The 12798-nt window shown below is 72.6% G+C and carries 9 protein-coding genes; 5 read left to right on the forward strand and 4 right to left on the reverse strand.

What is annotated here, in order from left to right:
- Position 1: 1 nt before the first annotated feature.
- Both ACQP2Y_RS22525 and ACQP2Y_RS22530 read right to left on the reverse strand, forming a co-directional pair.
- Positions 2-1426: an Nramp family divalent metal transporter gene (locus ACQP2Y_RS22525; protein ID WP_433731366.1), complete on the reverse strand. Its 1425-nt coding sequence runs from the start codon at positions 1424-1426 to the stop codon at positions 2-4.
- A gap of 39 nt (positions 1427-1465) precedes the next feature.
- Positions 1466-2338: a shikimate dehydrogenase gene (locus ACQP2Y_RS22530; protein WP_433731368.1), complete on the reverse strand. Its 873-nt coding sequence runs from the start codon at positions 2336-2338 to the stop codon at positions 1466-1468.
- A gap of 96 nt (positions 2339-2434) precedes the next feature.
- On the opposite strand from ACQP2Y_RS22530, the gene ACQP2Y_RS22535 reads away from it, so the two are divergent.
- Both ACQP2Y_RS22535 and ACQP2Y_RS22540 read left to right on the forward strand, forming a co-directional pair.
- Positions 2435-3217, forward strand: coding sequence for an IclR family transcriptional regulator (locus tag ACQP2Y_RS22535; RefSeq protein ID WP_433731370.1), 783 nt, complete (start codon positions 2435-2437; stop codon positions 3215-3217).
- Positions 3218-3433: 216 nt separating this feature from the next.
- The gene (locus tag ACQP2Y_RS22540) at positions 3434-3997 is read left to right on the forward strand and encodes a GNAT family N-acetyltransferase (RefSeq protein ID WP_433731373.1); all 564 of its coding nucleotides are present in this window, start codon (positions 3434-3436) and stop codon (positions 3995-3997) included.
- Here ACQP2Y_RS22540 and ACQP2Y_RS22545 read toward each other — a convergent pair.
- Positions 3983-7285, reverse strand: coding sequence for an NACHT domain-containing protein (locus tag ACQP2Y_RS22545; protein ID WP_433731375.1), 3303 nt, complete (start codon positions 7283-7285; stop codon positions 3983-3985). The genes ACQP2Y_RS22540 and ACQP2Y_RS22545 overlap by 15 nt on opposite strands.
- 7 nt (positions 7286-7292) lie before the next feature.
- The gene (locus ACQP2Y_RS22550) at positions 7293-10022 is read right to left on the reverse strand and encodes an ATP-binding protein (RefSeq protein ID WP_433731377.1); all 2730 of its coding nucleotides are present in this window, start codon (positions 10020-10022) and stop codon (positions 7293-7295) included.
- A gap of 203 nt (positions 10023-10225) precedes the next feature.
- Between ACQP2Y_RS22550 and ACQP2Y_RS22555 the strand changes: the two genes are divergently transcribed.
- The 3 genes from ACQP2Y_RS22555 (at position 10226) to ACQP2Y_RS22565 (ending at position 12739) form a co-directional block, all read left to right on the forward strand.
- The gene (locus ACQP2Y_RS22555) at positions 10226-11638 is read left to right on the forward strand and encodes a hypothetical protein (protein ID WP_433731379.1); all 1413 of its coding nucleotides are present in this window, start codon (positions 10226-10228) and stop codon (positions 11636-11638) included.
- A gap of 89 nt (positions 11639-11727) precedes the next feature.
- Positions 11728-12102: a hypothetical protein gene (locus ACQP2Y_RS22560; protein WP_433731381.1), complete on the forward strand. Its 375-nt coding sequence runs from the start codon at positions 11728-11730 to the stop codon at positions 12100-12102.
- 79 nt (positions 12103-12181) lie between these two features.
- Positions 12182-12739, forward strand: coding sequence for a hypothetical protein (locus ACQP2Y_RS22565; protein WP_433731383.1), 558 nt, complete (start codon positions 12182-12184; stop codon positions 12737-12739).
- Positions 12740-12798 lie beyond the last annotated feature (59 nt).

Genomic DNA, 12798 nt, shown 5'->3' on the forward strand with positions numbered 1-12798 from the left:
CTCAGAGTTTCTGCAGCTGGGTCACCACCATGGCCACGGCGAAGAAGCCGTAGAAGCCGATCGCCACCAGCAGCCCACCCAGCCGCCAGCCGCCGATCCGGATGGCCTCGGGCAGGTCCTTACGGTTGAGCCGCACGAGCAGCGCCGAGTACAGCAGGGTCACCACCGAGGCGGCGCAGGTCGACACGATCAGCAGGCCGAGCGGCTGGGTGAAGCCGGCCAGCAGGATCAGCGAGCCCAGCACGATCTCGCCCCAGACGACGGCCAGGTAGAGCCGGGCCTCGGTCCAGCGGGCCGAGCCGGCCAGGTAGTTGCGGCGGACGAAGTCGCTGGCCACCCGGCCGATGACGTCGAGCAGTCCCATCGCGGCGGCCCACAGCGAGACGGCGGCGATCGCGAAGAACAGCAGCTTCAGCCAGCCGCCGACCTCCGAGGCGAGCACGTCACCCTCGATCCGCAGGAACGACGGGTCGGACTTGAGGTCGTCGCGGCCGAACAGGGTCTCGTAGGCCAGCAGGCTCATGATCGTGATGGTCAGGAAGCAGACCAGCAGGAACGCGAAGAAGTGCTCGATGTTGGCGCGTTTCCACCAGACCCGCCAGCGGGCGAGGTTTTCGTCGTCCTGGGGGAACGTGTACCGGTCGCCGCCGGCGGCCTCCTCCTGGCCGGTGATGGGGGAGATGAGCCGGGGGACGTGCGCGCCCATGCCGTACCGCTTGTCGCGGATCCAGTTGCTGAGCACCAGGTTGTGCACGCCGCCGGCGCCCGCGGCGCCGATGGCGCTGAGCAGCAGGGTGAAGGTGATGCCCTCGGGGATCTGCCCGAAGCCGGTGACGCTCTCCCGCGCGCCCTCACCCCAGGTGGGCAGGGAGATGACGAAGACCACGACGACGGCGAGGAAGAACAGCGTCAGGCCGACCTTGACGATCTCGACCCGCTCGACGGTCTTGTAGATGACCTTCGACAGCGACAGCAGGACGCCGATGGCGGCCAGCACGCCCACGGTGATCCAGACCGGATCGCCCCCGCCGACCAGGTAGGTGAACACCGTGGAGCCGCTGGTGGCCCAGCCCGGCCACACGTACTGGAAGGCACCGGCCAGGCAGATGATGATGCCCCAGCCCTTCCACCACCGGGAGAAACCGGCGACGGCGGTCTGCCCGGTGGCCAGGGTGTAGCGCTCGATCTCCATGTTGATGACGAACTGCACGGCCAGCGTGGCGAAGGCCAGCCAGAGCAGGCCCAGCCCGCCGATCGCGGTGAGGTACGGCCACAGGATGATCTCCCCGGCCGCCATGCCGATGCCGACCGCCACGACGCCCGGACCGACCATGCGGCGCAACGACATCGGCTCGGGAAGGTTCCGGGTGGTGAGGTGCCCGTCGGGAGGCACGGTGCGGTCTGCTCGTTGCGTCGGTCGGCTCATCGGTCACTCCAACGGTGTGGGGGCGGGGCGGGGGACGGGTCAGGCGTGGATGTGGCGCCCGCTGCCTTGCAGCAGCCGGTTGAGGTGGGCGAGCATCCGCCCGGTGTCGGGGGTGCACCCGGTGAAGAGCTCGAACGCGGCGGCGGCCTGGAACACGCACATGGCGGCGCCCCCGATGGCGCGCAGACCCTTGGCCCGGGCGGCGCGCAGCAGCTGTGTCTCGACGGGCAGATAGATGATGTCGACCACCCACAGGCCCGGGCGCAGCAGCGTGACCGGCAGCGGCAGCCCGGGGCTGGCCGCCATACCGACCGGGCTCGCGTTGACCAGGCCGTCGGCCGCGGCCAGCACCGCGGGCAGCTCGTCGGGTGCCGCCACCGCGATCCGCTCGACCTCGAAGCGCATGCTCAGCGCCTCGGCCAGCAGCCCCCGCTGATCGGCGTCCGGATCGACCACCGTCAGCTGCTCGACGCCGCCGCTGAGCTGGGCGAACGCGCAGGCCGCGCCGGCGCCGCCGGCACCGAGCTGCACCACCCGGCCGACCGCCGCGCCCGGCAGCCCCCGGCGGAACGACTCGGCGAAGCCGTACGCGTCGGTGTTGTGGCCCAGCCGCCGGCCGTGCCGGAAGACGACCGTGTTGACCGCGCCGATGTCGCGCGCCTGCGGGGAGAGCTCGTCCAGCAGCCCGACGACCCGCTGCTTGAACGGGTGGGTGATGTTGACCCCGGCGAACCCGTCGGCCTGCGCGCGGGTGAGGAGGTGGCCGAGGTCGTCCGGCGTACCGGGCTCGGCGATGTCGATCAGCTCGTACGACAGGTTCAGCCCGTGGTGCCGGCCCTCGGTCTCGTGCAGCGACGGGGACAGCGAGGCGCCGATGCCCGCACCGATGAGGCCGTACCGGCAAGGTTTCATGGGTGTGAAGCTCCCGTCGTGCTGATCAACGGCACTCGATGTACGAACTGGTACGTTAGTAAGCGACGAGGGTGCGGGCCTGTCAAGGGAGCTGCGATGGAACGTCCCGCTGAGCGGAACATCCCCGACGTGGCCGTGGCCCGGGTGTCGGCGGTGCTCGGCGCGTTCGACCCGGAGCACCGCGAGCTGCGGCTCGGCGAGATCAGCCGGCGCTGCGGCCTGCCCAAGTCGACGACCTCCCGGCTGGTGACCGAGCTGGTGGCGTACGGCTTCCTGGAACGCAGCGGCCCGCACCTGCACCTGGGCCCGCGACTGGCCGAGCTCGGCCAGCTCACCATGCGCCGCCGGGACCTGCGCGCGGTCGCGTTGCCGTACCTGGTGGACCTGCGGGAGGCGACGCGGCAGTCGGTGCAGCTTGCGGTTCTGGACGGGGCTGACGTCGTACACCTCGAGGTCTTGCGCGGCCGGGACACTCCGGAGCCGCCGCCGTCCGGTGGCCGGATGCCGGCGCACGCCTGTGCGGCCGGCAAGGCGCTGCTGGCGTGCAGCGACGACGCGGCCGTTGACCTGGTCTGTGCCCAGCCGCTGGCGGCGCTCGGGCCGCGCACGGTGTCGACCCCGGCGTCGCTGCGACGGCAGTTGAGGCTGGTACGCGAGTCGGGCCTGGCCTACGAGAGCGAGGAGTCCGGCCCGGGAGTCGGCGGCGTGGCCTGCGCGATCCTGCACGCCGATGGGCACCCGGTGGCGGCCGTCGCGGTCTCGGGCTGGTCGGGCCGGCTCGATCCCCGCGCGATCGGCCCGGCCGTCCGCACGGTGGCCCTGGCCGTGGGCCGGGAGTTCTGCCCGTCGACGAGCGCCCACTGCCGCCAGTGCCGGTGATCGGTGCGGTACCGTGCACGCCACGTCCAAGGGACTCGGCATCATGGCGGACGGATCAGCGGGCAGCGTCACCTACGACGACACCGTCGAACGCACGGCCGCCGGCTGGCGCATCACCCACCGGGTGGTCCGGCCCCGCCGCAAGCCCCTGCAGCCCTGAGACAGGCGAGCGGTTAATCGCTTGGCGGCCGTGGCGGCGGGCGTTAACTTGCCGCCATGTCCCTTCGCAGTGAGCAGGCGCGTGACCATGCTGCGGTGGCCGACGTCCATCGCAGTGGGTTCGGCCCCGGGCACGGAGACACGGTCGCCCAGCTGGTCGACGCCCTGCGGCGCGACGACCCCTCCGCACTCTCCCTGGTGGCCGAGGAAGCCGAGGAGGTCGTCGGGCACGTCATGGTCAGCCGGGCCTGGGTCGACGCCCCGCAGCGGCTGGTCGAGGTGAAGACGTTGAGCCCACTCGCGGTCACGCCGCAGTGGCAGCGCCGCGGGATCGGCTCGGCCCTCGTCCGCGCGGCGCTGGGGCAGCTCGACGAGCGTGGCGTTCCGCTGGTCTTCCTCGAAGGCGATCCGCGTTACTACTCCCGTCACGGGTTCGTCCGCGCCGGGGAGCTCGGCTTCGTCAAGCCCTCGCCGCGCGTCCCCGACGCCGGCTTTCAGGTCGCGCGGTTGTCCGCCTACGAATCCTGGATGACCGGGACGTTCGTCTACCCGTCCACGTTCTGGGAGTACGACTGCGTCGGCCTGCGCGACGAGGTGCCGGCCGCCTCAGAGCTCGGGTAGGCGCCCACGAGCTTCCCTCAGGCGGGCGACGAGGTCCGGGCCGGTCCGCATCCGGTCAGGGAAGCCCGGTGCCGCCAGGCGTTCGTCGATCGCCGCCATCGTCCCACTCGACACCGGGTAATGGGCGCGTCCCAGCGCAATCAGCAGGCGCAGGCAGTCCTCCGGTGACATCTCGCCCACCAGCGCCGTCGTTTCGGCCAAGACGTCGATGATCAGTCCTTGGCGCTCGCCGACGATCGGAGCCGGGTCCGCCAGGAGGCACTCCACCAGCGGCAGCAGGTGCTCGGCCGGATCGAACCTGGCGGCCACCCGGATCTGCCTGGCCAGGCGCAGCACGTCGGCGGAGGGCAGCCGGTGCGCGTCCGTGGCGAGGCTGTGCAGCACCATGCGGATGACGAGATCCGGCGAGCTGGTCGAAGCCTCGGCCGGTCCCCAGGCATTGCCCACCAGGGCGGCGGCCACCCTGTCGTAGGCGGCCAGCAAGCGGGACGGTTCGTCGCCCAGGGCCGAGTCCACCCACAGGCGGACCAGCATGCGGGCGAAGGACTCCGCGTCGTCGGGCCCGTGCAGGGTGAAGGTCGTCACCGTTTCCGGCAGCCGGTCGATCAATGGCTCCACCGCGTGCCGCAGGGCATCGTCGCTGAGCGCACTGCTCAGCTGCATCGACGTCAGCGCGGGACCCAGCGGGAAGTAGTCGCTGAAGCCGCTGCCGGGATCCGCGTCGCGGAAGTCCCAGTCCGGGCCGAAACCGTGGGACCAGAACGGATCGACGTGATCGACGCCGGCTCCCGGGGAGTGCTCCAGAATCAGGTCGCGGCGGCCGTCGGCGGCCCAGGCCCGGGTCACGGCCAGCGGCTCCAGCGCGTCGAGGAACATGTCCCCGGGTACGGCCGCCCGCCACTGCAGGGCCGTGTCGCGCAGCCAGTGCGCCGGGTCCCTGGCGTTGCGGAAGAGCTCCGACGCCCGCACGGTGCCGCCGCAGGCCAGGGTGAGCAGCATCAGGTTGAACGAATAGGTCGCCATCCAGTGGTCGATGCGCTTGTCGACCGGCTGATATCCGCGCGGGACATAATGCGGCCGGGTGACCGCCGTGCGCAGCCGCTCCACCAGCCACTCCCGGACCTCCGCCGTGTCCGGGCCGCTCAGCAGGGCGGTGGCGAACGGCAGGACCGTGGTGCGGGCACTCAACGGAGTGAAGCCGAGCAACGACTGCAGCAGGTCGTCCTCCTCGGCCCGGCCGAGCTGCAGGGTACGGGCCCGAGCCCGCGCGGCCGCGTCCCGCAACGCCTGCACGACCAACCGGGCCACGAGGTATTCGCCGAACGTGGCGTGCAGGAACTCGTACGTCTGCCGGGTCCGGTCGTCCTGGTGGGCCTGGGCCCGCTGGATGAAGAAGAACCGCCCGACCATCTCCTGCCCGGCCGTGATCGGCGCCCGGAAGCCCTCGCTGCCCGCCTCCCGCGACGCCCGCAGACCCAGGCCGGCCAGGTCCGCGTCGAGCTCCTCGGTGGTGGCCCAGAGCCGCAGGCGGTGGAACATCGCGAACGCGACCACGGACAGCCGCAACAGCTCCGCCTCGATCAGGTCCGGCATCGCCGACTCGGGACGGCCGGCGTGCACCCGGCGTACCTCCCGGTCGGCGAACTCGCTCAGCAGCCGCTCGTAGAGCTGGCCGATGTCGAAGGTCTCGTCGTCGCTCTGCAGGGCGTTGCCCGTGGCGTCGTAGAGCGCCAGCATCAACAGCAGCAGCGGCTGCTCGGCCAGGTCGGGGAAGCGCCGCAGCACCGCCGCCGACAGCGGGCGCCGGCCGGCCGCGGCCAGCCGCTCGCCGTTCGCGCCGTTCCAGACCGCCAGCCACCGTTCGAGCTGCTCGTCGGCGAACGGCTCCAGCCGGACGACCAGGCCCCCGGCCGGCAGCCGGGCCCGGTCGGCGACCGCCTCACGGGTCGTCACCAGCACCGCCACCGGCCGGCCGAGCACCGCGTCACGCTGCTGGAACGCCGCCACCCGCTGCAGGTAGTCGGACTGGTGGATGCCGGTGGCCTGGAGCAGCTCGTCGAAGCCGTCGAGCAGGATGACCGGCATCGCCCCGCCGGCCGAGCGGGCCAGCTCCGCCCAGGCCACGGTCTCGCCGACGGTGTCCCGCAGCGCCTGCTCCACCTGGTCCTGGATCTCCGCCTCGGCGCGCACGTCGCGCAGGGCGACCCGGACGACCAGGAAATCCGCGGCCGGCAGCCGGGCGGCCAGGATCCGGGTCAGCGAGGACTTGCCGGCGCCGGGCTGGCCCAGCAGCAGCATCGGGACGTCCGCCGCCTGCGGGGTGGTCACGTAGGTGGCCAGGAAGCCGGCCAGGTCGTCGCGCGGCTCCGCCTGCCACCAGTCCTGTTCGGCCGGCCGGGATCCGACGCCGGCCACCTGGACCCGGAAACGCGGATCGATGTAGGCCGCGCCCAGGGCGGGCATGATCAGGTCGCCGGCGTCGCCGCCGAGGATGGGACGGTCCAGGTCCGCCCGGTACGCGGCGGCGATGGCGGCGCGCAGCCGTACCGGGTCACGGCCGGAGGTGGCCCGCAGCAGCGCCTCTTCCAGAGCCTGGAGACCGCGCGTCGCTGCCCGGTCCTCCAGTCGGCGCATCCAGATCGCGAACTCGGGCAGCTCGGCGGACATCCGCCGAGCCGCCTCCTCGTAGCGCTCGACGGCCCGGTCCGGCAGCACGGTGCGCAGCAGGCTGTCGGCCAGGCGCTGGGTGCGCACGTCGGAGCTGTCCCAGACGTCGAGGCCGGCGAGGTGGTCGACGGTCTTCGCCGCCAACGCGGTGAACCATTGCCGCAGGTCGCCCAGAAGCTCGTCGTAGCCGCGGTCCGGTGACGGCACCGGAATGGGTGCGGCGAGCAGCCGGCCGGGCCAGTCACCGGTCACTTTGGTGCCCACGGCCAGCATGATCTGCTCGTCGCGGGTGAAGCCGGGCGAGGCCATGCCGGACGTGCCGAGGCAGTCGTCGAGCGCTTCGAAGAACGCGGTCACCACCAGGACCCCGTGCGCTGCTTGCAGCCGCATGCTGCGGTCGTAGCGGCTCAGTCCGCGTACCGTCTCGGTCAGCTTGCCGGCCACCAGGTGGCCGAGCCGGATCGCCTCGGCCTTGGCGTCGAAGAGGCTGAGCGCGACCTCGCTGCCGCCGGCCGTGGCCAGGCTCAGCGCCCCGCCCAGCAGGTTGTCCGCGACCGTGACCAGCGGGCTCGACCCACCGAGCAGCTTGACCGCGCTGGCGTACGTCAGACCCTGCGGCATCCGAACACTATGGACCATCGCGCAGGGCGGCGGCCAGTTCCCGGCGGGAGCCGAGGCCGAGCTTGCCGAAGACCTTGCGCAGGTGCCACTCGACGGTGCGCGGGCTGAGGAACAGGACGGTGCCGATCTCCGGGTTGGTGCGTCCCGCCGCGGCCAGGCGGGCGATCTGGGCCTCCTGCGCGGTCAGCTCGGCGCGGGCGCCCGGGACACGCTTGTGGACGGTCTCGCCGGTGGCGACCAGCTCGCGGCCGGCCCGGTCGGCGAAGCCCTCCGCCCCCATCGCGGTGAACGCCTCGTGGGCCGTGCGCAGTTGGGCGCGGGCGTCGGTGCGCCTGTTCTCCCGGCGCAGCCACTCGCCGTAGAGCAGGCGGGCCCGGGCCACCTGCACCTCCTGCCGGGTGGTGGCGGTCAGGCGTTCGATCGCCTCGCGGTAGCGGTCCTCGGTCTTGGTCGCCGGTCCCGCGAGCGCGTCGGCGACGGCCTGCGCACCGAGCGCCCAGTCCGTACCGGCGGCGCTGGTCCGCTCCGCGAGACGCTCGCGTGCTTCCGCGGCGACCGCGGTCTCCCCGGCGCGGGTCGCGGCCTCGACCAGCTCGGCCAGGGCCCAGGCGTGGACGCCGGGATCCTCGTACTCGACCACCTGGCGGGCGGCCCGCGTCGCGTCCTGATATCGGCCGATCCCGTTGCGCAGCACCGCTTCGGCGAGACCGGCCAGGCCGTGCAACGCGCCCTCACCACGCGCGTCGGCGTCCCGGGCGGTCGCGTTGATCAGTTCCAGGGCGGGGGCCTCGTGGCCGCGGTAGGCCGCCAGGGTGAGCGCGGCCGAGGGCGGCGTGGGCAGCCCGGTGGCCTGCCCGATGGCGGCGGCCTCGTCGAGCACGTCCGACGCGTCGGTGAACCGGCCCGCCGGCAGCAGCGCGCCGGCCCGGAAGACCAGCGCGGTGGGCAGCAGCGACATCGCGCCAGTCGCGCGGGCGACGCGGACTGCCTGCTCGGTGAGCCGGTGCCAGGCCGCGTCGTCCCAGAGCAGCTGCGCTACCGGTACGGCCAGCCACAGCAGACCGAGGTCCTCGTCGGCGGTCAGCGTCCCCAGGGCCCGGCGCAATTCCGGTACGGCGGCCGCGTACCCGTCCAATGTCCAGGTCGTGAGGCCGGTCAGCAGCAGGCCGGCGGCGTCCGTACCGGCCGGCACCTCACGGGCGGCCTCGGCCGCGTGGCGCAGGTCGTCGCCGCCGAGCCGTCCCGCGTGCACGGCCGCGCCCAGCGCCGACAGGTACGTCTCACGAGCCGCGGCCAGGTCGAGCTCCTCGAGGCGGCGGGCGGCGGCCAGCAGCGGTGGCCCGGCGGCCCGCCCGCGGTTGAGGGAGAACGCGACCTGGGCCCGCAACCGCTCCACCCGGGCCCGCTGCAACGGACCGAGCGGACCCAGCTCGGCGGCAGCCAGCAGGCCGGGCACCCGGGCCGGCGCCCCGGCTTCGAACCGGGCCTGCGCGGCGGCGAGCGCCCGGGCGGCGCGGGGCTTCGGGTCCGGGCTCAGCTCCGCCGCGCGTTCGAGGAACGTCGCCGCCGCGGAGCGACCGCCGCGGGACAGCGCCCGGTCGGCCGACCGTTCCAGCTCGCCGGCGACCTGCTCGTCCGGTCCCACCGCGGCATGGGCCCGGTGCCAGGCCCGGCGGTCGGGCTCCTGCGCCGGGTCGGTAACCTCGGCCAGGGCCCGGTGCACGTCCCGCAGCTCGGCGGCGTCGGCGGACCGCCAGCAGGCCGAGCGCACCAGCGGATGCCGGAAACGCGTACGGGCGGCGAACTCGACCAGCCCGGCAGCCTCGGCCGGGGCCGCCGCCTCCGGACCGACGCCCAGCCGCTTGAGGGCGCGCCACAGCAGCGTGACGTCGCCGACCGGCTCGACGGCGGCGGTGAGCAGCAGCCGGCGGGTGTCCGGTGGCAACGCAGCGATGCGCCGCTGGAAGCCTTCCTCCACCCGGCTCGGCAACGGCATCGCGGTCTGCGCACCGAACCCGAACGCCAGCTCCGCCGGGGTGAGATCGCGCGGCAGTTCGAGCAGGGCCAGCGGGTTGCCGCGCGTCTCGGCGACGATCCGTTCGCGGATCCGGGCGTCGACCGGGCCCGGCAGCACCGAGTCCAGCAGATCGTGGGCGTCCGCGTCGGGCAGTCCGGTGACACTCAGCTCCGGCAGGCCAGGAAGGAGCTGCTCGTCGCCGGGACTGCGGGCGGCGAAGACCAGGGCGACGGACTCGGCCTCCAGCCGGCGGGCGACGAAGGTGAGCACCACCTCGGACATCCGGTCCAGCCACTGCACGTCGTCCACCACGCAGACCAGCGGCTGCTCGGCGGCGGCCTCGGCGAACAGCCCCAGCACGGCCAGCCCGACCAGCAGGGCCTGCGGCGGGCTGCCGGAGCTGAGCCCGAAGGCGGTGGCCAGCGCGGCCCGCTGCGGCTCGGCGAGCCGGTCGAGGTGGTCCAGCAGGGGAGCGCACAACTGCTGGAGCGCGGAGTACGCGATCTCCGACTCGGGCTCGACCCCGGCCGCGCGGACGACCCGGCCCCCGGGGGAATGCCCGCTCAGGTAGTCCAGCAGAGCGGTCTTGCCGGCTCCGGCTTCCCCGCGCAGCACCAGGACCCGGCTGTGCCCGGCCCGGATGTCGCGCAGCAGCCCGTCGAGCAGCTCCCGCTCACGTCGGCGCCCCCGTAGCGCGGGGCTCTCAGCGTTCCTCGGCACGTTGTCCTCCCGGCCGGAGGCTACACCGGGCCGGATCACCAGCCCCGCATTGGATTCTTTTCCCTTTCCTGTCGCCCGCCGGTGCTCGGTCCGGCGTCTAGGGGGACAGCGGGGCGATCAGGAATGACGCGCCGCGAAACAGCGGTCGCGGACTACGCGCGACCGCTGATCGTCATGCTCAATCACGGGGATCGAGTCAATACGTGGAAACGGTTGTTGCTGATCGGGCCGGGTCGCGCCCGTCGAGGTCCCGCGCCCGACGGGGCCTGATCGAGACGGCCTGGGTGCTGCTCGTCATCGTGATCGCCAGCCTGCTCTTCTTCGCGCGCTACGAGGATCCGCGGCGGGTCGCCTCCGGGGACAGCTTCTGGTACATGCGCCAGGCGTTGATCTTCAGCGGTACGGATCCCGAGGTGGCCCGCATCGAGGCGGGCACGCAGGTGTGCCGGGACCTGAACCGCTCGTCACGGGCGCGCGGCGAGACGCCGACCTGCAAGAATTACGTGACCGCCGGATTCTCGCCCCGATACGCCGCGATCTTCCACAGCCGGCCCGGTTATCCGCTGTTCGCCGCGCCATTCGTCGCGACGCTGGGATTGTGGACCGGCATGATGGCGGCGACGTTGATATTGGCGCTGCTCGCGGCCGTACTGGCGTATCTGGCCGTCTGGCTGGCCAGCGGTCTGCGACTGGCCGGAGTGCTGGCCGCGACCGTTCTGTTCGTCCTGCCGACGGGTTTCGCCATGACCCGGATGCTCACCGAAAGCGGCGTCTTCGCCGGATACCTCGCGGTCCTGCTCGGTGCCACTCTGGTGGTGCGGGGCCGCCGGGCCGGGCTGTTGCTCGTGGCTGCGGCGCTGGCCTGGCTGTTCGCGGTTCGCTCGGCCAGCGGGATGGCGATGGCCCTGACCCTGCTCGCCGCCGGGGCCCTCACGGCACTCGGCCGGCGGCAGCGGTGGCCCGGGGTGATGCTCGGCGCGACCGGGCTGCTGGCCGCGCTGGCCTGGCAGCTGCTCAGCCGGGTGCTGCACCTGCCGGGCCTGAACGACACGATCCAGGACTTCGCTACCCGCCACTTCAAGGCCCGCCCGGACGTGGCGGACCCGATCGGGTGGCTGGTCGAGCGCAACCTCGGCTTCTGGCCGGACCAGCTCGGCCTGGAGCTGGCCGTGCCGGGCACCCTGGCCGCGTTCCTGTTCGCGGTCGTCGTGCTCGTGCTGCGGATGCGCGCCGTGGCGGCACTGTGGATCTTCACCGGGCTGACCGGAGTGCTGATGCTCCTGGCCCATCCGGTCGACACCGAGTACAACCGGCTGATGGCGCCGATCTGGCTGCCGGTCGCCTGCGCCTTCGGGTATGCGGCGGCCCTCGCGATCGGGCACCGTCGGGAGCTGCCGGCCGAGCCGCAGCCCGCTGGATTGCCTCCGGCCGCGCCGCAGGCCGCCGGGTTGTCGTCGGCTGGGCCAGAGTGGGCCGGATCGGAACCGGCCGAATCAGAGCGGGCCGGATCGGAGCCGGCCGGCGAACCGCCCATGTTGATTCCTCGGCAGCGTAAATCGGAGCCCGGCCCGCGGCAGACCACCGCTGACCGGGTCGCGGTGACCGCCGGTGGATGACGCGCGAGACGGCCATTGTCGCGGCCCCGACAGAACAACCGCCGGGCGGCGGGTCACTAAGGGTGGCGTGCACCAGAGAAGATGCCTATGTGCACACCCGCGAGATACCTGAGCACATTCTCGATCAGCTGCTGGTCAGTGTCGTGTTCTACGAGGCCGAGCTGACTCTGGAGCACTCGGAGCCGGGCACCACGGCGGTGCTCGGCGACTCGTTCGGTTCGGTGTTCACCTGGCTGTGGCGGGAGAACCCGGCCAAGGCCACGGTGATGATGGCCGACTTCGTGGCTGAGCTGCGGTTCTACCACCACAACGCCAACCGGGCGCTCGGCCTGGAGGAGGTGCTGCGCGGCCTGCCGGCCTGCCTGCGCGGCGTCTCCGCCGACGAGGTACGGGCAATGCAGGAGCAGCTGCGCAACGACGTGCCCCAGTACGTCAGCCTCGACGAGACAGGAAAAATGACCTAGGCGAAGCTGCGAACAAAAGCCGGCGCCGACGTGACTGACTGGGTGACAGACCTTCACGTCGACGAAAGAGAGATCCGAAATGCGTCACTCCACGTTCCGTCATGGTGCGGCCGCCGGTACGGTCGCCGCGATCGCGACCCTCACGCTGGCCGCCTGTGGCGACTCCTCGGTGTCACCGCGGCCCGCGCAGGCAGCCGAGAACCAGGTGTCCGCCGCCCCGGTCCGGATCCCGAGTACGGCGCCCAGTGCGCCGGCTCGGGCCGAGAGCCCCGAGCTCGGTCTCGCGAGACAGCCGACCGGGCAGAGACCGGTGCGGACCAGGACCGTCAGACCGGCCCACTCAGCCGAACCGATCTCCACCAAGCCGACCGCCACCTGCTACGGCGCCGTCCGGCACGACCTGGACCTGCACAACACCGTGCTGGACCTGATCAAGTCCATGTGTTTCCACACCGGTGGGGTCCTGCGGCTGCAGGGAATCGGGCCGGGTCTCGTGACCGCGGTTCCGGGGTCGCTGGTGTCCCAGAACTACGAGGCCGGCGTGGTCGACCTGCGGTTCGTCAGGCCGGGAACGGTCACCGTGCGCATCCCGCAGGGTGAGCAGACCTACACGATCACGGTCGTGGTCGTCAGCTAGCTCATGGTGAGCACGGACAGATCCGGTCACCCGCCGGTCGCCGGCAACGGCCCGGCGGG

The sequence above is a fragment of the Actinoplanes sp. CA-051413 genome (assembly GCF_050955795.1).
Taxonomy (GTDB): domain Bacteria; phylum Actinomycetota; class Actinomycetes; order Mycobacteriales; family Micromonosporaceae; genus Actinoplanes.